Source organism: Hymenobacter sp. ISL-91 (genome assembly GCF_018613725.1).
GTDB lineage: Bacteria > Bacteroidota > Bacteroidia > Cytophagales > Hymenobacteraceae > Hymenobacter.
On sequence record NZ_JAGGPS010000004.1, the window covers coordinates 127,487 to 147,080 of the forward strand.

The following is a 19,594-nucleotide window of genomic DNA, read 5'->3' on the forward strand; positions in this document are numbered from 1 at the left end:
TTCGCCCGCCCCTACCGCTCCACTCACCCGTGTATATTCATCAGGTCGCGTCCTACCTGCCCGCCGACATCATCGATAATGCCCATTTCACTCGTCTCAACGGCCTTTCGAGCGAGTGGATAACCGAGCGAACCGGTATCCGGACGCGCCGTAAAGCGGCTCCGGGCGAAAACACCAACACGATGGCCGTGGAGGCCACCCGCCGGGTACTGGCCCAGACTCCCGATTTCGCGGCCACCGACGTTGACCTGATTGTGGCCGGCACCTACACGCCCCACGACACGATTTACACCGTGGCCCACGCCGTGCAGCGCGAAATCAACGTGTCGGATATTCCGGTGGTCAGCATTTCCTCGGCCTGCTCGTCGTTGCTGAATGCGCTGGAAATTGTGGAGGGCTACTTTGCCATGGGCAAGGCCCGCCGGGCGCTGGTTATCGTGAGTGAGCACAACACGGCCTACAACAACGAAGACGACACCGTAGCCGGCCACCTGTGGGGTGATGGCGCGGCGGCGCTGCTGGTTTCGCTGGACCGCCTTGCCCCCGCCGACCTGCGGGTGCGCGACATCCGCACCGGCGGGGCCGGCAATATCGGTAAGGCCGACGAGTCGGTGACGCTCAAGCCCGTGGAGCGCGGCATCGTAATGCCCTACGGCAAAGACGTGTTCATCCATGCCTGCACCTACATGACGCGGGTAACCCAGGAAATACTGGTTCGCAACAACGTGCCGGTAGAAGAGCTAACCTACCTGATTCCGCACCAGGCCAACCTGCGCATTACCAAAAACGTGCTGCAGCAGCTGGGCCTGCCCGATGAGCGCGCCGTGTCGAACATCCAGGACCTGGGCAATACCGGCTGCGCGGGCGCGGCCATTGCCCTGGGCAGCACCTGGCCCGATTTGCAGCCCGGCAATCAGGTAGTAGTTACCGTTTTCGGCGGCGGCTACTCCTACGGGGCCATGCTGCTGGAACGGTAAAGCTCGGCAGCCTTTCAAACCAGAACCCACCAGCGCCCCTGCCCCTACAGTGGCGTCAGGGGCGCTGGTGGGTTCTGGTGCGTTGGATTGGACCGCAGTCCGGCATCGTCGGCTTTTTTACCATAGGACTTACGCAAAGCGGCTGCAGCGCGAAGCTCCAGCTTTGCGCGTCGTTGCTGACGGCCAACCGACTCCGCTTAAAGATGGGCGAAGCTGGAGCTTTGCGCTACACGCTCACGACCGGCTTTTGCGTAAGTTCTATACCACTCACATGCCTCAACGCACTAGCAGGCGCGTGGTACCGCTTGGACCGTTCGAATCGGTCCAGCGAAGCAGGTAGAGGCCGGGGCGCAGGTCGGGGAGTGTGGCGGGCAGCAGGCTCAAGCCGGGGGCGTAATCGAGGCGGCGGCCGCCGTAGTAGCGTCCTAATGCATCATAGAAGCGTAGCGTAAGGGAGCCGGCGGCAGCTCCGGCGCCGTACTGCAGGCGCAGCGCCGGCCCGTTTCGGTCGAAAGGGTTGGGGAAAACGCTCAGTCCGGTTTGCGCGGTGGCGTCAGGGCTTGCCAACAACGGGCGGGCCGTATCGAGCGAGCCGTCGGGCCGCTTCAGCCGCAGGCGGTAGTAGCTCAGGCCGGGTAGCGGCTGCGGGTCGAGGGCGCGGTACGGTCCGGGGCCGGCGGCCACTTCGGCTACTAGCTGCCAACCAGCCGTGGTGTCGAGCGGGGCGCGTTCCAGCACGAAGCCGCTCAGGTAGCACTCGCCGCGAGTGGCCCACTGCACCTCAACACCGGTGGGGACGGGCATGGCCAACTGGCTTGCCAGCGGGGCAGGCAGCATGGCAGCGGGGCCACACACATCGGGCCGGAAGCTGCGGGTACGCAGCACATAACGGCCCCCGGCTATGTCGCTGGCCGGGGCCAGCGTGCGGCTGCGCTGCCCCCGCGCAATGGCGTAGTGCATCACGGCGCTGGGCATAATCAGGTGAGAAAGCTGCTGGGCGTGGCCCAGCTCGTGCACAGCCACCGACTCGAAGTCGAGCTGCGTGCCGGCCGGGTTGGCCGGGCCGAACTGCCAGGCAGCCGCATCGTCGTACTGCATATCAATCTCCTTCACGAAAAACGCCACGGTGCCATCGGGGCGGTAGCAGCCCTCGTAGTAGCTGGTGGTGCGGCCCAGCACGCCGGCCGGCAGCGGGCTATCGGTATCGAAGCCCACGGTATTTTCGCCGTCGGCGACTACTCCTGTGCCGGTGCGCGGCGGGCCCAGCTCCCAGTTGATACCGGTTTGGCAGCGCCAGCCAGCAAGCGCCCGTTGCCAGGCCGCCGCAGCCGCCGCGTTGGCAGCAAAGCCTGGTTCGAAGCGAAACGTGAGCCCGCCGGCCCCATTCTGGTCGCGGTGGGCGGGCACGGCGCGCTGGTCCGTGTTGGTATCGCGCACGTTGGTGGCGGCAAACTCGATGAGCACCGTTTGCCCACTCAGCACCGGCAGCTGGCCCGTTCCGGCGGGCGTTACGCGCACCGGGCCGGTACCGGCCGGGTGGCCGGTAGCACTCAGGGCCGGCACCCGCACCTGAATCCGGGTGTCGGCCCAGCTCACATAGTCGTCGTCGTTTACGCGGGTGAACGTGCCGCCACCATCATCGGCGTTGCGGAATTCCACGGTGCCCGCACCCCGGCTGCTACCGAACCCGCTGCCCGTAACAGTCAGCACCGCGCCCGTACCAGCCGACAGGCGCAGCGGTGCCACCCCACTGATAACCACCGCCTGCGGCCGGGCCGCGGCCGTTTGGCGGCGTTGCAGGCGGGCCGCCGCCAAGGTGGGGTTGGGCTGCACTTCGCGCGGTGCGGCGGCCACCGTAGCCACAGCCGCGGCCAAGCTGGCGTAGCTTCTAAACGGCTCGGCGGCCGTCAGGTCAATCAGATTGTAGCGGATGAAGCCCTGCTGGCTGCCGAACACCTGCCAACCCGCCTGCCCCGGCACAGCGGTGGGCTCCAGAAAGAAGACGCCCTGCTCGCCGGGCATCAGCTGCAGCGTGTTGGTAAGTACTTCGCGCCTCAGGCCCAACGCACCGCCTTCCGTAAACACCACCAGTACCGAGTCGGGCGCGCCCTTAAGCTGGCGGAATACCCGTAGTTGGTGACGGGTGTAGAGGCGGCCGTTAGCAGCCTGCAGGCCCTCACTGCTGACAACGGCCGCCTCCACAATGCGGCTGGCGCGAGCGGCCCGCAGTGCGGGGTCGAGGGGTTCGAGCAGGCAGTGCGTGGCAGAAACCGGAGTGCCGGGCGCTACAGTTTGAGCGGCCACCGGCAGCGGCAGAATTGGCAGGAGCAGCAGCAGGGATAGAGCAGAGTACTTCATGCAGCAATAAACGCGAAAAAGGGTCAGCTGGCTTGCAGCTAACGTACTGTATTTCGGCTGGTTTATGCCGGCTTTTCAGGCAGCCAGACCACTGCCCGCTGCTTATGTCTCTATCTTAACCCATGCAAACACTATACAAAAGTCAACCGTGCCCGGCTGCGCGAAGCCAAGCTGTTTTGATAGCGCCAAAGCGTGCCGGACCAGGCGCCGATACGCGCTAAAACAGGCTGCCCTGCACCGGCTGCGGAATTACCCGGGGCGGGTGCACGGCCATACCCGTCAGCTCGTGCAGGCGGCGCAGGAAGTGTTCGGCCCAGAGCGGGGAGTGTAGGATGTCTTTCTGGTGAATGAAGATGTAGGCCGTGTGCAGGCCCGCTTCGAGCCAGCTGGCTATGCGGGCGGCCCAGTCGTCGGCGCGACGGAAGTCGGAGTCGATGAGGCCGTGGCCGTTGAGGCGCACAAAGGCTGTGGGCGTAGTCAGGCGCTGATGCAGCGCGTCGCGGCGGCCGGCCACGTCGCTTATCACCAGCGGCTTACCCAGCGCTTCGAGCATGGCCGTTACGGTGGCCAGCAGGCCGGCATCGGAAAACCAGCCGGGGTGGCGCAGCTCTACGGCCAGGGGCACGAAGGCCGGAAAATCGAGCAGGTAGCGCTCCAGCCGCCGCAGATGCTCGGGCCCGAAAGTGGGCGGCAGCTGCAGAAACGCGTGGCCCAGCGTGGGCCCCAGCCCCTCCAGAGCGCGGCAGAAACTCGTCGTTAAGTCGTCGGCGTTGTACAGGGCCCGGTCGTGGCTGATGACTTGCGGAATTTTGGGGCAGAACCGGAACGACTCCGGCACCGCCTCGCGCCACTTGCGCACAGTGGGGGCATCGGGGATGCGGTAGTGGGTAGTGTTGAGCTCGATGCTGTTGAACTGCCGGGCGTAGTGGTGCAGGTAGTCGGCGTCTTTGATGCCCTGCGGGAAGTAGGAGCCCAGCCAGGCCTTATTGGTCCAGATGGGGCAGCCCACATACACGGCCGGTGGGGCGGGCTGCGCGGGCAGGGCCCGGGCCAGCACGGCGGCCGTTTCGGGGTGGTCGGCGGGCAGCCGGAAATCAACGTAGCGCAGGTCGGAAAGGCGGCCAAAATCCATTCCCGAAGGTAAGCACGAGTTGGCGGTTGTCGGTGCTAGTCGCCGGTTGCCAGTGAGGATGTGTCATGCAAAACGACCGGCTGCTACCCTTCTCCTCTTACCACAATTACCGGACATTTGCAACCACCCCGCCGGTTACTTTAGCTGCCGGAAGCCCAAATTTTCTCACCGGCGGATAGTCGCATTTTTAAGGGGGCTGTTACATCGTCTGAAAAGAGTACAAAAAGTGTATCAACTAAACACAAACGCTCATTTGGGCGCCACTATTCAAGTTACTTAAATACAACGTTTATAAAAATAGGTCAATTACAGACAAACGCGTGTACAGACACGTTTTAGCCTGCGAGTGGCACTTTGGCAGACGCTTCTAGATTTGTCGCACTCACCAACCGACTCCCGGATGAAAGTGCTCTACCGACGGTATGTATCAAGCTTGCTGCTAGTTGGCCTGATGGCCCTGTTGACGCTGCAACCGGCCACGGCCGGCACCGCCCGCCCAACGGACGACGAAAAAGCCGCCACTACCGCCAAAAAGAGCACCGTTCTGCGGGGCCGCGCCTCCTGGTACGGCCGCGAGTTCCAGGGCCGCCGCACCAGCAGCGGCGAGCGGTTCGACCGCAACCAGTACACCTGCGCCCACAAAACCCTGCCCTTCGGCACCCGTCTGCGCGTATCGAATCCTAAAACCGGTGAGGCAGTCGTGGTGCGCGTGTCCGACCGGGGCCCGTTCCGGCATCAGCGCATCCTCGATCTGGCCGAAGTAGCTGCCCGGCCGCTGGGCATCATCACGCACGGCGCCGTGTCGGTGGTGGCCGAAGTAGTGCCCGAAACTACGCCCCTGGGCCCCACCAACGCCCCCGACGACCTGCAGGCCCTGGCCGCCGACCCTATTGAAACGGCCGAGCTGCACACCAACATTGCCGCCGGCCACACCGAAGCCACCGACCTGGCCCTGAAGGCCGAGCCAACTGCTTCGTTCGTGGTGCAGGCCGGCACCTTTGGCGACGTACGCAATGCCCGCGCCGTCATGGATAAGATTCAGGGCCTGGAGCCGGCCATGTATATTACTACTATCACCGGCACTTCGGCCCAGGGTAAAACGCTTAACCGGGTAGTGGTGGGCCGCTTTGCCACGGCCGCCGAGGCCAACGCCCTGCGCCTGCGCCTGGCCCGCGCCGGCGTATCCGGCCTAGTGCGCCAAGCCGAAAATCTGTAGAAGCAGCCCTCTAACTGGTACCACCTACCAAAGCCCGTTGCGCCACTCTCCTACCCCAGGAAAGTGGCGCAACGGGCTTTCAGGCCTCTGAATAGGGCAATTTATGGTTTGTAGTGCCGTTATTCGCGCATCCATTCACTTCCTATCCTATAAAGCGTCGATGCGTAAATTTCTTTCCCTCCCACTCTTGCTGGGGGGACTCCTGGCCGGCAATGCCGCCCAGGCCCAAACCACCCAGGGCACCCGTGTACTCGGTTTGAGCGGGGGCGACTTCACGTTCCAGAGCAACGACTTTAGCAAGCGCTTCTCCGGAACAGTCATTCCGTCGGTGGGCGTGTTTGTGGCCGATAACCTGGCCGTAGGGGCCGCCCTGCAACTTGGCTACTCGAGTTTCCAGTTAAAATCCCTCTCAAATTTCCGGAACAACTCACTGGCTATTGGGCTGTTACCTTGGCTTCGCTATTACCTGCCTTCGGAAAGCCGGCACCGGTTATTTGGCGAGCTGAGCGCGGGTGGGGTGTACAACCGCAGTCGTGCTAGGGAAGATTCCTTTCCGAATGAGCGCATTAGTTCCGACATAAACTTTCTGGCCAAAGCCGGCCTGGGCTACTCCTACTTCATCACCCCGGCCGTGGGCCTGGAGGGCCTGCTCTCCTACCAACGCACCGGCGGTGACAGAAATACCTTCGGCGGCGGCGCGCTGGGCCTCAACCTGGGCTTCCGCATTTACTTGCCCACGAACTAACGGCAACAGTAGGCAGCAACGGCCCGTTGCAGCCCGCAACTTTCTGTAGCGGCCGTACCAAAGCCCCGGCAGGCCGGCACCGACCATAAACAGTTGGTGCCGGCCTACTGGGGCTTTGTGGCTTTTGGTGCACCAGGTTTGCTGCCGACAGGCCGGGCCTCTGGGGCAGTGGGCCACCGCGCAGCTCGTTCTGCCAACCGCAGGAGTACCCGGCATTTACTACCTTCCAGCTCCTCACAATCCGGATACTTTATGCTGCGTTGGCTGAAACCTACCCTGGCCCTGCTTGTGGCCGTTGTGCTGGCCTGGGTGCTGAACACCCCACAGGGCCAGGTGCCGCCGCTGGGCCGGTTGCTGAGTCCCTACAGCGGCTTCTGGCAGAACGGCGAAACCGCCGCCGATTTTCCCGCCCAGCAAACGCTACGCCTGCCCGGCCTGCACCAAACCGTGCGCGTGCGCTTCGATGACCGGCGCGTGCCCCACATCTTCGCCGACAACGACCACGACCTGTACTACGCCCAGGGCTACCTCACGGCCCGCGACCGGCTCTGGCAGATGGAGTTTATGACCCGCGTGGCGGCCGGCCGCATCTCGGAGGTTGTGGGCGAGCGGGCCCTGGAGTACGACCGGTTTCAGCGCCGCATGGGCCTGCCGTTTGGGGCCGAAAATTCGTTGCGCGAGATGCTAAAAAACGACACGACGCGGCTGGTGCTGGAGTCGTACGCGGCGGGCGTGAATGCCTACATCAGCCAGCTGACGCCTAAAACGTATCCGTTTGAATACAAACTGCTCGACTATGCGCCTGAGCCGTGGGCGCCAATCAAGTCGGCGCTGCTGCTCAAGCTGATGGCCTGGGACTTGAGCGGCCGCTCTGACGATTTGCGGCTGAGCAACATTTTGGGCAAATACGGCCCCGAGGTTACGCGCGACCTGTTTCCCAACTTCCCCTTCCGGGCCGACCCGGTGGTGCCCGATGGTGCGCCGCTCGATTTCCAGCCCCTGCCGGTGCCGCCCGCCTCGCCCGTACCGTTTGCCGCCGCCGTGTCGGGCCTGGTGCCCAGCCGCGAGCCCGACGCCGAGCTGGGCTCCAACAACTTTGCCTTGGCGGGCAGCCGCACCGCCTCGGGCCGGCCGCTGTTGGCCAACGACCCGCATCTGCAACTCAATCTGCCCAGCATCTGGTACCAGGTGCAGCTGCACGGGCCAACGCAGAATGTATACGGCGTGACCATTCCGGGCGCGCCGGCCGTCATCATCGGCTTCAATCAGGATGTGGCCTGGGGTGTCACCAACGTGGGCGGCGACGTGCTCGACTGGTATCAGCTGAAATTCAAGGACGCCAGTCGGCGCGAGTACTGGCACGCCGGGCGCTGGAAGCCAGTGCGCCGGGTGGTGGAACGAATAGCCGTGCGTGGCCGCCCCGACCGCCTCGACACCGTGCTCTACACCCACCACGGCCCGGTGGTGTACGACCAGAACGAGCCCGTTTTCAACCAGCAGACACCCGTGCGGCACGCCCTGCGCTGGACGGCCCACGAGGCTGCCGGGGCCAACGAGGTGCTGGCCTTCGTGAAGCTCAACCACGCCCGCAACTACCAGGACTACAACCGGGCCCTGCGCACGTACGCCTCGCCGGCCCAGAACTTCATCTTCGCCAGCCGCACCGGCGACGTAGCCATCCGGCCCAACGGCCGCTTCCCACTCAAGTATGCCGAGCAGGGCAAGTTCATCCTCGACGGCTCGGACCCGAAGCAAGACTGGCAGGGCTGGATTCCGATGAGCCAAACGCCACGCGTCCTCAACCCGGCCCGCGGTTACGTGTCGTCGGCCAACCAGCACTCGGCCGGCCCCGGCTACCCCTATTATCTGGGCTGGGATTATGCCCCCTGGGACCGGGCCCACCGCATCAACGAGCAATTGGCCCACATGCGCCGCGCCACCGCCGACACCTTGCGGGTGCTGCAGAACGACGATTTGGGATTGAATGCGCAACTGATGTTGCCCTGGATGCTTTTTACGCTAGAAGGCACCAAAGAAAGCAGTGACTGCTACAGCTACCCGCCCCCGCACTCGCCCGTATCTGCTGCCATGCGCGTGCTGGCCCGCTGGAAATTTCACTACACCGCCGACGCCGTAGGAGCTACCATTTTCGAGCTTTGGTACCAGCAGTTGACTAAAGCACTCTGGGAGGACAACTTCGGCAAGCAAGCCACCGGCCTGGAAATGCGCTACCCTTCCCGCGACCGGACCAACCAATTGCTGCTGTACCAATCGGGCGACTATTCGGACTGCTTCAAAAAGGCCAGCTTTTGGGTTGACGACCGCCGCACGGCGCAACGCGAAACCGTCCACGACCTGCTCACCACTTCGTTGCAATTTGCCATGGATTCACTGACCCGCAAGTTTGGTCCTCTGGGGCCCAAGTGGGCCTGGGCCCACCAGAAAAGCACCGACATCAACCACTTGGCCCAGCTACCCGGCTTCGGCCACCAAGACGTGTGGAGCGGCGGCAGCCCCGGCTCCGTGAATGCCACCGGCGCGCGTAACGGCCCCTCCTGGCGCATGGTCGTGGACCTGAGCACGCCGGTGCGGGCCTATGGCATCTTCCCGGGGGGCCAGAGCGGTAACCCCGCCTCCCGCTACTACGACGACATGCTGGAAAGCTGGCGCACCGGCCAACTCGATGAGCTGGTGTTTCTGCAAGCAGCCGACGAAAACCACCCCCGCCTGCAAGCCGCCTGGCGGCTGGAAAAGTAAGCCCGCCCGATTCTTATGAAATCATTTTTTATCCTCTTCCTGCTGATTTTTGTGCTCACCAGCCTGGCCCAGTTCTTCCTACCGTGGTGGGTGGTGCTGCCGCTGTGTCTGGGGCTGGCCGCGTGGCGCGGCGGTTCGGCCGGGGCCGCCTTTGGAGCCGGGCTGCTGGGCGTGGCGTGCAGCTGGTGGCTGCCCGCGGCTTGGCTCTCCCTCAACGGCGCAGGTTTGCTGGCCAGCCGGGTGGCTGCGCTGCTGCCGCTGGGTGGCAACTCCTGGCTGTTGGTGCTGCTATCGGGCCTGCTGGCCGGGCTGGTGGGCGGTCTGGCGGCGCTGGCCGGCGCGTGGCTCAAGGTGAGATAGTGAGGTAGTGAAATGGTGAGTGATGTTCGGGAGTACTGGCACAGGAGCCAGCCCCGGCGGGGCGGCATGTCGGTAGCGGCCACGCATCGATAAATAGAAAAAGCCCCAGCGGGGCGACACCAATCGTTGAGCCGGTGGTGTCGCCCCGCTGGGGCTTTGCTTATCTGCTTGGTTGATTTGCTACCGACATGCCGCCCCGCCGGGGCTGGCCCCTGTGCCAGGGACCCAAAACATCAACTCACCATTTCACTATCTCACTATCTCACCTTAGGTCATTTTACCTTTAAAACTGCGAGATGAAGGCGTAGGCCTGTAACGTGTAAATAGGCGCGGCCGTGAAGTGGGTGCCGCCCTGAATGGGGCGCAGCTCGACCTGGGTAGCGCCGCGGGCGCGCATGGCGTTGTAGGCGTCCTGCGAGTTGAAGAAGGGCACGTAGTCGTCGGCCGTGCCGTGGAACAGGGCCAGCGGGGCGCGGGGCTGCCAATCGTACACGTCGTTGGCGGTGAGCGTGGCCGTCAGGGCCGCATCGGAGCCTGTGAGTACGGCCTGGCGGAAGGCGGGCGCGAACAGCTCGGCGGCCTGCTCGGGCACGGCGCTGAACGGGTCGGTTTGCAGGCGGGTGGCGTAGGGCTGCTGGTAGTAGTAGCTGAGCGGACGGTTGAGCTGGTACACCCGGTCGTAGGTGCGTAGCACCCACACGTAGGTGCTCAGGAAATTCAGTGGCTCCGTCGAGTTCAAAATGTATTTGGCAAAGGCCGATTTGTGGTAGGCCCCGGCCCCCGGCGCGCTGGCCGTAACGGGCAGCGTGGTGGCGTACTTTTCCTCCAGCAGCTTGTGCAGCGCCATCGTGGCGTAGCCGCCCTCCGAGTAGCCCAGCAAAAAGTTTTTCTGGTTGACGCTGATTCTTTGCTGCTCGCAGAACTCGCGGGTGGCGCGGAGCATATCGGCCGAGGCCGAGGCCAGCGACGCGCCGTGCTCGTAGGGGTGCGGCAGGGCCTTGGATGCGCCGTAGCCGATGTAATCGGGGGCTGATACCACGTAGCCCGTAGCCGCCAGCACCGACACGGCCGACCATATTTCGCTGCGGGAGCTATAGTACGAGGGGGCCCGGTTTTCCTCATCGGGCTGCAGCGTGCCGTGCTGGTAGCTGATAACCGGCACCGCCGCCGGGGCCACCGGCACCAGCACCGCGCCCGAGGCCGTTACCGGCTGGCCGTCGGTGTTGCGGGTGGTGTAAGTGAGGCGATACACTTTGATGGGAAAACGGGCCAGTGCGCCTACCAATGGAATATCGGAAACCCGGGCCGCCAGCTGAGCGGTGGTAAACTCGCCAACCAGGGTGCTGCCCACCAGCACCGGCGCGGGCGGCGCTACCGGCGGCGGAGAAGTAGGCGGAGCTACAATGGTAGGTTCAGGCGAGTTGCTCTTGCAGCCGGCGGCGGCCCCAAGCGTCGTCAGCCACAGCAGCGCCACGGCCCAGCCGGATACAGGGAAACGGGGAAACAGCGTATTCAGCACAAAGAAGCGGTTTGGTTGTCAGTCGAAACCACCCAACGCAGTCTGTTCTCTGCCTGTTCCGGTGAAGGCTGGAGAAGCTGAGTTTATATTTCAGCCAAAATTTTAGTTTTACAACTAATCAATTAGTTGTATATTTGATTCTGTCGTACCACCGCCTAAATTCATCCCTCAAAAGCCCGCCCATGCCCGAACCTACCTTCCCCGAGTTAACCCGCGCTGAAGAGCAGGTGATGCAGGTGCTCTGGCAGCACGGCCCCGCCTTTGTGAAGGATGTGGTGCCAGCGCTGCCTGCACCGCGCCCGGCCGTTACCACGGTGTCTACCATCATCCGCATTCTGGAGCAGAAGGGCTTTGTGGGTCACGAGGCCTTCGGGCGCACCCACCGCTACCATGCCCTGGTGGCCCGCGACGAGTACCGACGCTTTTCGTTGGGCAAGCTACTGGGCGGCTACTTCGGCGGCTCGTTCAGCCGGCTGGTATCGTTTTTCGCTCAGGAAGAAAACCTTGATGCGGCCCAGTTGGAAGAGCTGCTGCGCCACGCCCAATCTGCCCCCGCCAACAACCCCGCCGATGCCTCCGACCCTGCTTCCGACGACGACGGCCGCCCTGCTTAGCTGGGGCCTGCAAAGCACGCTGCTGCTGGGTGCGGGTTGGCTGCTATACCGCTATGCGCTGCGGCAGGAGCGGTTTTTTGATTTCAACCGGCGCTTTTTGCTGCTGCTGCCCTGGGTGGCGCTACTGGTCCCGCCGCTGCTGGCGGCCACCGAGCCGGGCCGGTGGCTGAGCGGCTGGCTACCGGTGCCGGCGCCTGACAGCCTGCACCTGCTAAGTGGCGGCGTGCTACCGGCCATTACGGTGCGCGAGCCGAGCGGCGGGCCGCTGGTCGGACCACTGCCCTGGCTGCTGGGGCTGTACGGGGCCGGGGTGGCGCTGCTGCTGCTGCGCCTGGCGGGCCAACTGCTGCACCTGCACCGCAGCACCCGCCATTTTGCCCGCGAAGTCCGGCCCGATTGTGTGCTGGTTTGCACCGGTGGGCAGCGGCCCGTCAGCTCGTTTGGCCGCTTGATTTTTTGGGATGAAACCGCCCCGCTGACGCCCGCCGAGGCCCGGGCAGTGCTGGCGCACGAGTTGGCCCACGTGCGCGGCCGCCACACCCACGAGCGGCTGCTGCTGGAGGTGGCCCGGGCGCTACTCTGGCCGGTGCCGTTCGTGCACCTGCTACCCCCGGCGCTGGCTCAGCTGCACGAGTTTCTGGCCGATGCCGCCGCCGTGCAGGCCGCCGCTGATACGCCGGCCGCCGGCCACTTCACTGCCACACCGGCCGCCTATCCGGCCCTGCTGGCCCGGCTGGCGCTGGCGCAGTTCCGGCCCGATTTGCCCCTGGCGCACTCCTTCAATTCCTCTTTCACCTTAACCCGTATTCGTATGCTGACTACCTCTGCCCCTTTGCGCCGTTGGAAACGCTGGCTGCCGTTGCCCGTAGCAACCTTGGCGCTGGCGTTGGCAACATCATTCAGCGCGCTGGCTCAAGCCACTACGCAACCAGCGCCCCCTGCTCCGCCGGCCGTTTACACATTCGTAGACCAAATGCCCCAGTATGCGGGCGGCCAGGTTCAGTTGCTAACGGATATCGGCCAGCTCGTAAAATATCCGGCCGCAGCAACGGAGGCGAAGCTGGAAGGCCGCGTCATGATAAAATTCATCATCACTGCTGCCGGTAAAATTGAGGCGGCAGAGGTTTCCAAAGGCGTTGCGGCTACCCCTGCGCAGGCGCGGGCTGCGCGGCTGTTAAATGAGGTGGCGCTGAACGCCGTACGTAGTTTACCCGGAAAGTGGACGCCGGGTCGGCAGAATGGGGTACCGGTAGCCGTGCAGTACAACGTTCCCATCTCGTTTGCGCTGAACTGATTCCTGCCTGGTATTCAACATCTCCAAAACGCCGCCTGCACTGCTGTGGGCGGCGTTTCGGCTATAGGCTTGCCAATGCAAAGTTGGAATGAAGTTGAAAGTCAGCCGCAAAAGCCGCACCTTCGTGGTTCCATTCGCCTTCAATCCCCGTTGTTTTAGTGGCTTACCTCTCGACGCTTACCCGCCTCACGGCCCCTGCTCTGGCTGCCCTGGGCCTTGCCTTCTCACTTGCTGCGCTACCCGGCTGCGGCTCGCGCTCGGCCACCGACTCCGAAGCCGCTACCCTGGCCGCCGACTCGGTGCAGCAGCCCGCCGTGGTTGACTCGGCTGCCCTGCAGCGCCTGGCCATGCGCCGCGACTCGCTCAAGGCCGACTCGATTGTGAAAGTGAGCGGCCAGCTGCCGGGCGCCATTCTGCCGGGCAAGCGCATTGTGGCCTTCTATGGCAACATCCGGGCGAAGGGCATGGGCATTCTGGGCCGCGAGCCCAAGGAGCAGATGTTCCGCAAGCTGAAAAAGGTGCTGGGCGAGTGGCAGGCCGCCGACCCCAGCCGCCCCGTGCAAGGCGCGATTCACAACGTGACCATTACAACCCAGGGCACGCCCGGCAAAGACGGCAAGTGGCGCCTGATGAACTCCAAGGCTACCATTGAGGAGGTTATCAGCTGGGGCAAGGAGCACAACGTAATCGTGTTCCTCGATGTGCAGCCGGGCCACAGCACGCTGCAAGCCGAGCTGCCCAAGCTGGAGCAGTACCTCAAAGACCCCATGGTGCATTTGGGCATCGACCCCGAATTCTCGCTGGCCACCATGCCCGGCGTGCGCCCCAACCAGAAAATCGGCACCCTCGACGCCAAGGACATCAACTTCACCATCAATTTCCTGGCGCGCATCGTGAGCGAAAACAAGCTCCCGCCCAAGGTGCTGACGGTGCACCGCTTCACCCGGAAAATGGTGACCAATTACAAAAACATCAAGCTCGACCCGCGCGTGCAGGTGGTGATGCACATGGACGGCCACGGCAACCCCACGCTCAAAAAGGACTCCTACCAGCACTACATCGTGAACGAGCCTGTGCAGTACACCGGCTTCAAAATCTTCTACGAGTACGACGCCCGCCCCAAGCCCCACCACATCATGACGCCTTCGGAGGTTATTGCCCTCAAGCCTTCGCCGCTCTACATTCAGTACCAGTAAGCGGTAGATAAGCGAACCGGCGCGACGAAAGCCACCACGCAGCAGTGGTGCTCATCAGGCCCTCAACCACGATTCAAAGCAAACGCCCCTGACGTTGTTACGTTGGGGGCGTTTGCTTTCAGGAGCGGATCAGGTAGCGGTAGGGTTTCAGCACGGCAGCTCATCCGGGCGCGAGCTGGCAAATTCGCGCAATAGGTTTAGCAGCTCGTCGTCACCGGCCTCGGCGGGGGCGGCGGGCAGGAAGGTGGGCTCGTCGGGGTTGGCGTAGCCTATCAGCGAATGGAAAGCGGCCGAATCCAGCATTCGGAAACCCATAAACCACTCGCCGAACAGCCGCTGCCCGATGGGGCCGGCGGCCAGCTTGATTACGTTGCGGTGCCGCGAATCCTGCTCGATGACGGCGAATAGCGCTTCCACTTGCGGCTGCTCGCCTTCCAGCACTTGGATGATGTCGCCCTCGTTGCTGTGGAGCAGGATTCCGGTCAGGCCCAGCCGCTCATTATTGGCCCGCCACCACACCAGAAACTGCTGCAAATCGGCAGGACTGAAAGCTATGGTTGCAGTACTCGTATAAACCAGATGATACATGAGCGGGGTGCTAACTGCTTCTTCCAGTGCAGAAAGCAGGAAAATCCGTGGCCATTATCAAAGCGAAAGGTTACCTGGCGGCTGGAACGGGTGCAAATATATGTTTTTGCTGATGTTGATTCCATTCGGGCTTGCTCTGCGCCGCAAAAACTACCTCCAGCCCGGCAACAACTACCAGGGCCTGAACGCGGCCGGTAGTATGCACGTGCTTGCTGAAGTAGCGGAATACGGACCGGGGCCGAGGCAGAGGCCTGAATCAGGGCAATGGCAGAGGCATGTATGACGTACTACTTACCGGTAATGGTGCAGTACTGGGGGCGCCGGCAGCACACAACGCGTTTTGCCCGTACATTTAACCGCATGGCCACTCCCCCTTCCTCCACCCTCCTGTTAACCCGCGACCAGGTGCTTCGGGCCCTGCGCCAGCTGGACCAGAACGGCCCGCAGATGCCCCTGAGCACCGTATATGACCTCGTGTACCAGGGCCGGCGCTACGCTCCGCGGCAGGTGGCACAGCTGGCTTACCAGCTCGCCACCGGGCAACCCCAGGCAAAGTGGCCACTACGGGCGGGGGCACCCACCAACCAGGTGCTGGAGGCGCTGGATTTTACTATTGCTACCAAGCGCCCCAGCCTCGAAAACTCGCCACTGCTCGACGGCGACGTAACGGCCCAGCAGCAGGCGGAAGGCCTCTACACTGGCTCGCCCCGCGAAACTGCACCAGCCAAAAAAGCCCGCACCAAAACCGCTTCTGCAGACGCTGCCGCCGCTGCAGGAACCGGCGAAATGGTAGCCATCGAGCTGGCCGAAGCCCAGGAGCCCGCCACCGCCTATGAGCGGCCGACGCCGACGCCCTACACCCCGGAAATGGCGCGGGCTGAGCTATTTTTGACCGATGAGGAGCTGACGGCGGCGCAGGCAGCCTTGGCGCGGCGGCGCAACCTGCTGCTGCAGGGCCCGCCGGGTACGGGCAAAACGTATCTGGCGCGGCGGCTGGCCTGGCTGGCGCAGGGCAGCACCGATACGGCCCGCGTCGAGCTGGTGCAGTTCCACCCCAGCTACAGCTACGAGGATTTTGTGCAGGGTTTCCGGCCCGACAGCCAGGGCGGGTTCCGGCTGCGCGACGGGCTACTGGTGGAGTTTTGCCGCCGGGCTTCGCGGGAGCCGGAGCAGCCGTATTTTTTGCTGATTGACGAGTTGAACCGGGGCAACGTGGCCCGCATTTTCGGGGAGTTGCTGCTGCTGCTGGAGGCCGACAAGCGCGGCCCCGCCCACGCCGTGCGTCTGCCCTACGCCCCGGTCGGCAGCCCGCCCTTTTTCGTGCCCGAAAACGTGTTCGTTATTGGCACTATGAACTTGGCCGACCGCAGCCTGGCCCCGCTCGACTATGCGCTGCGCCGCCGCTTCGCCTTCGTGCAGTTGCGGCCCGAATTCGGCGAGCCGTTGCGGGCGCTGCTGGCGGCCCACGGCGTACCGGGTGCCCTCACCCAGCTGCTCACTACCCGCCTGCTCGACCTCAACCAAACCATTGCCGACGACCCCGAGCTGGGCCCTGATTTCTGCGTGGGCCACAGTTACTTCTGCCAGCCCCCCACCAACCCCGCCGAAGCCCCCGAGTGGCTGCGCCTGATTCTGGCGCAGGAAATCGGGCCGCTCCTGGATGACTACTGGCTCGACCAGCCGGCCAAGGCCACGCAGCAGAAAAAGAAGCTACTAGCCGGGCTGTAGTCAGTCTACGCTGTGGAGGTCGATGTAGGGGCGGGGCTTGCCCCCGCCCGCCTTTCGCGCCGCTTCAACGGTAATCGTGCAACGGTGGTCGTTCAACGGCGGGCGGGGGCAAGCCCCGCCCCTACATCGACCTCCGTACCTTGGGGTGGCTTTTCAGCTAAGCCCTGACTAATGATTCCCATTCAAAACCTGTACTACCTGCTGTGCTATGCCTGGAACCGGCTGCCCGAGCAGGCCGAGGTGCGGGCGGTGAGTGGGCAGGCGTTCGGGCGGCCGCTGCCGCTGCTGGCCCAAGTGCTGCTGAGCGGCACGCGCCGGCTGCTGGCCCGGGGCCTGCCGATGGCGTATACCGAGCGCGTGGCCGAATTGCCGGAACTGCGCGGCCGGGTGCTGCTCACGCCCACCCTGAGCCAGGATTTGCCGCGCCGGGGCCGGGCCGTGTGCGCGTTGGATGAGCTGAGCCCCGATGCGCCGCTGGCCGGGCTGCTGCGGGGCACGCTGCAGCAACTAAGCCGCAGCCGGGCACTGCACACCGAGCAGCGCCAGCAGATTCGGCTGGTGCTGCGGCGGTTTCCGGCGGCGGTAGTGGCCCGGCCGCTGGGGGCGGCCAGTTTGCGGGCCGCGCGGCGGCTGCGGCCGAGTGGGCTGGGCGGGTTTCTGCTGAATGTGTGTGAGCTGCTGCACCTGAGCGCGCTGCCCACACCCGACGCCGCCGGCCCGACCCGCTTTCGCGACTTCCGGCGTGATGAGGCGCTGATGGCCCGGCTGTTCGAGCAGTTCGTGCGCAACTTCTACCGGCTGGAGCAGCGGCAGTTTCGGGTAAGCTCGGAAACTATTGCCTGGCAGGCGGCGGCCGAAACGCCCGAGGCGCTGGCGCTGCTGCCAGCCATGATTACGGACACGAGCCTGGAAAGCCCGGCCCGCAAAATCATCCTCGACACCAAATACTACGCCGCCGCCCTCAAGCGCCACCACGACCAGGCCCGGCTGATTTCGCCCCACCTTTACCAGCTCTACGCCTACCTTCAAAACCAGCCCGCCCAGCCCGGCCAGGCCCTCGAAGGCATCCTGCTCTACCCCGCCGCCGCCCAGGCCGTGGATTTGCGCTACACGCTCGGCGGCCACCCCGTGCGCGTGGTCACCCTCGACCTGAACCAGCCCTGGGAGGGCATTGCGGCCGATTTACTGGCGCTGGTGGCGTAGGCGCGCGTTGTACGCGCCCTTCGGAGCAGTCAGCCAAAACGATGTGGCGGCCGTGACTTATCCCCGCCGGCGCATTGTTTTATCAAACCAAATGCAGCCCCGCTACGGGTTTTTTGTCTGTGGGTTGCAACAAATACAAGGAAGGCTGTACCTTCTTGCCGAATTCCTTTCTTTACTCACCCAAACCCGTACCGATTTGAAACGACGTGACTTTGTGGGCCTGACCGGCCTGGCTGCCGGCGCCCTGTGGCTGCCGGCCGTGCCGGGCTTCGGCGGCTCGCTCGTAGACCCCGCCCGCCTGCTGGAGCCGGGCCTCGATGTGGCCGTGAAAAAACGCCTGGCCGATGTGGCCCTGAACACGGCCAAATCGGCCGGCGCTACCTATGCCGATGTGCGCATTGGGCGCTACCTCAACCAAAGTGTGTTTACCCGCGAAAAGCAGGTGCAGAACATTGCCAGCGGCGAGAGTTTCGGGGCGGGCGTACGGGTGCTGGCCAACGGCACCTGGGGCTTTGCGGCCACCAACACGGTAACTGAGGCCGGCATTGCCAAGGCCGCCCAACTGGCCGTACAAATTGCCAAGGCCAACAGCAAAGTGCAGAAAGAGCCCGTGCAGCTGGCCGCCCAGAAAGGCCAAGGCGTGGTAAGCTGGAAGACGCCGATTCTGGTAAACGCCTTCGAGGTGCCGGTGAAAGACAAGGTGGACCTGCTGCTGGCCGCCAACGCTGCGGCCCTGAGCAACGGCGCTTCGTTCGTGAACTCGGTGCTGTTTCAGGTGAACGAGCAGAAATATTTTGCCTCCACCGACGGCTCCTACATCGACCAGGACATCCACCGCATCTGGCCCAACTTCTCGGTGACGGCCATCGACCGGGCCAGCGGCAAGTTCCGTTCGCGCGATGCGCTCAGCTCGCCCATGGGCCTGGGCTATGAATATTTGCAGCCCAAGGCAGCCGACAAGATTGCCGGCCCCGCCGGCACCGGCCTCATCGGCTACAAAAACAGCTTCGATATGCTGGCCGATGCTGCGCTGGCCGCCAAGCAGGCCAAGGAAAAACTCACGGCTAAATCGGTGACGGCCGGCAAGTACGACCTCGTGCTCGACCCCAACCACCTAGGCCTGACGATTCACGAAAGCGTGGGCCACCCCACCGAGCTCGACCGCGTGTTGGGCTACGAGGCCAACTACGCCGGCACCTCGTTTGCCACACTGGAATGGCGGGCTAAGGGCCAGCCCTACGGCTCGAAGCTGGTAAACATTGTGGCCGACAAGCTACAGCCCGGCTCGCTGGGCGCGGTAGGCTACGACGACGAAGGCGTACCGACCAAAGAGTGGAACATCATCGATCAGGGCAAGCTGGTGGACTACCAGAAAATCCGCGACCAGGCCCACATCGTCAACCAGAAGCAGTCGGACGGCTGCTGCTACGCCGACTCGTGGAGCACGGTGCAGTTCCAGCGCATGCCCAACATCAGCCTGAAGCCCGGCACCGGCAAGCTGAGCGTGGACGAGATGATCAGCAAAGTGGACAAGGGCATTTACATTGCCGGCCGCGGCTCGTTCTCCATCGACCAGCAGCGTTACAACTCGCAGTTCGGCGGCCAGGTATTCTACGCCATCGACAAGGGCAAGATATCGGGCATGCTCGAAGATGTGGCTTACCAGACCAATACGCTCGAGTTCTGGAATTCCTGCTCGGCCATCTGCGACGAGTCGGACTACCGCATGTTCGGCTCGTTCTTCGACGGCAAAGGCCAGCCCAGCCAGGTGTCGGCCGTGAGCCACGGCTCGGCCACCACGCGCTTCGACAACGTGAACGTGATTAACACCGCCCGGAAAATTTAAGCTGTTAGCTGTTAGCTGCTGGCTGTTAGCTTCCGTGCAGGAGGCTTGGTCAAAAGCTAAT

Annotated in this window: 15 protein-coding genes; 11 read left to right on the plus strand and 4 right to left on the minus strand. The window is 63.8% G+C overall.

Translation table 11 applies throughout. From position 1 onward, the window contains the following. The first annotated feature begins 29 nt into the window (after positions 1 to 29). Entirely contained in the window at positions 30 to 977 is a 948-nt protein-coding gene (locus tag J7E24_RS01395; protein ID WP_215134362.1) for a 3-oxoacyl-ACP synthase III family protein, read from the plus strand. 276 nt (positions 978 to 1,253) lie between these two features. Here J7E24_RS01395 and J7E24_RS01400 read toward each other — a convergent pair whose 3' ends face one another. Continuing rightward, entirely contained in the window at positions 1,254 to 3,335 is a 2,082-nt protein-coding gene (locus J7E24_RS01400) for a matrixin family metalloprotease (protein ID WP_215134364.1), read from the minus strand. Between the two features lie 217 nt (positions 3,336 to 3,552). After that, a complete protein-coding gene (locus tag J7E24_RS01405) occupies positions 3,553 to 4,467 on the minus strand; it encodes a DUF72 domain-containing protein (RefSeq protein WP_215134366.1) in 915 nt (304 codons plus the stop codon). A 400-nt stretch (positions 4,468 to 4,867) separates the two neighbouring features. On the opposite strand from J7E24_RS01405, the gene J7E24_RS01410 reads away from it, so the two are divergent. The 4 genes from J7E24_RS01410 to J7E24_RS01425 all read left to right on the plus strand — a co-directional run bounded on the left by J7E24_RS01410 (position 4,868) and on the right by J7E24_RS01425 (position 9,545). Next, positions 4,868 to 5,683 carry a septal ring lytic transglycosylase RlpA family protein gene (locus J7E24_RS01410; RefSeq protein WP_215134368.1) on the plus strand — a complete coding sequence of 272 codons (816 nt, stop codon included), beginning with the start codon at positions 4,868 to 4,870 and terminating at the stop codon, positions 5,681 to 5,683. Positions 5,684 to 5,870: 187 nt separating this feature from the next. Next, entirely contained in the window at positions 5,871 to 6,428 is a 558-nt protein-coding gene (locus J7E24_RS01415; RefSeq protein ID WP_215134370.1) for an acyloxyacyl hydrolase, read from the plus strand. A 252-nt stretch (positions 6,429 to 6,680) separates the two neighbouring features. Continuing rightward, positions 6,681 to 9,185, plus strand: a complete 2,505-nt coding sequence (locus J7E24_RS01420; protein ID WP_215134372.1) for a penicillin acylase family protein — start codon at positions 6,681 to 6,683, stop codon at positions 9,183 to 9,185. Positions 9,186 to 9,200: 15 nt separating this feature from the next. Then, the gene (locus J7E24_RS01425) at positions 9,201 to 9,545 is read left to right on the plus strand and encodes a hypothetical protein (RefSeq protein WP_215134374.1); all 345 of its coding nucleotides are present in this window, start codon (positions 9,201 to 9,203) and stop codon (positions 9,543 to 9,545) included. 283 nt (positions 9,546 to 9,828) lie between these two features. Here the strand turns inward: J7E24_RS01425 and J7E24_RS01430 are convergent, their stop codons facing one another. Next, positions 9,829 to 11,064: an alpha/beta hydrolase family protein gene (locus tag J7E24_RS01430; protein ID WP_215134376.1), complete on the minus strand. Its 1,236-nt coding sequence runs from the start codon at positions 11,062 to 11,064 to the stop codon at positions 9,829 to 9,831. A gap of 182 nt (positions 11,065 to 11,246) precedes the next feature. On the opposite strand from J7E24_RS01430, the gene J7E24_RS01435 reads away from it, so the two are divergent. From J7E24_RS01435 to J7E24_RS01445, 3 genes are all read left to right on the plus strand, one after another. After that, positions 11,247 to 11,678, plus strand: coding sequence for a BlaI/MecI/CopY family transcriptional regulator (locus J7E24_RS01435; protein ID WP_215134378.1), 432 nt, complete (start codon positions 11,247 to 11,249; stop codon positions 11,676 to 11,678). Next, the gene (locus J7E24_RS01440) at positions 11,635 to 12,972 is read left to right on the plus strand and encodes a TonB family protein (protein WP_215134380.1); all 1,338 of its coding nucleotides are present in this window, start codon (positions 11,635 to 11,637) and stop codon (positions 12,970 to 12,972) included. The genes J7E24_RS01435 and J7E24_RS01440 overlap by 44 nt, the downstream gene beginning before the upstream one ends. A 158-nt stretch (positions 12,973 to 13,130) precedes the next feature. Continuing rightward, a complete protein-coding gene (locus J7E24_RS01445) occupies positions 13,131 to 14,168 on the plus strand; it encodes a hypothetical protein (RefSeq protein WP_215134383.1) in 1,038 nt (345 codons plus the stop codon). Positions 14,169 to 14,315: 147 nt separating this feature from the next. On the opposite strand, the gene J7E24_RS01450 is transcribed toward J7E24_RS01445, so the two are convergent. Continuing rightward, a complete protein-coding gene (locus J7E24_RS01450; RefSeq protein WP_215134385.1) occupies positions 14,316 to 14,756 on the minus strand; it encodes a BLUF domain-containing protein in 441 nt (146 codons plus the stop codon). Between the two features lie 360 nt (positions 14,757 to 15,116). On the opposite strand from J7E24_RS01450, the gene J7E24_RS01455 reads away from it, so the two are divergent. The 3 genes from J7E24_RS01455 (at position 15,117) to J7E24_RS01465 (ending at position 19,533) form a co-directional block, all read left to right on the plus strand. Next, positions 15,117 to 16,484: an McrB family protein gene (locus J7E24_RS01455; protein ID WP_215134387.1), complete on the plus strand. Its 1,368-nt coding sequence runs from the start codon at positions 15,117 to 15,119 to the stop codon at positions 16,482 to 16,484. 171 nt (positions 16,485 to 16,655) lie between these two features. Then, complete coding sequence (locus J7E24_RS01460; RefSeq protein ID WP_215134389.1) at positions 16,656 to 17,687, plus strand: 5-methylcytosine restriction system specificity protein McrC; 1,032 nt, start codon at positions 16,656 to 16,658, stop codon at positions 17,685 to 17,687. A 196-nt stretch (positions 17,688 to 17,883) separates the two neighbouring features. Then, positions 17,884 to 19,533 carry a TldD/PmbA family protein gene (locus J7E24_RS01465; protein ID WP_215134390.1) on the plus strand — a complete coding sequence of 550 codons (1,650 nt, stop codon included), beginning with the start codon at positions 17,884 to 17,886 and terminating at the stop codon, positions 19,531 to 19,533. Positions 19,534 to 19,594: the final 61 nt, after the last annotated feature.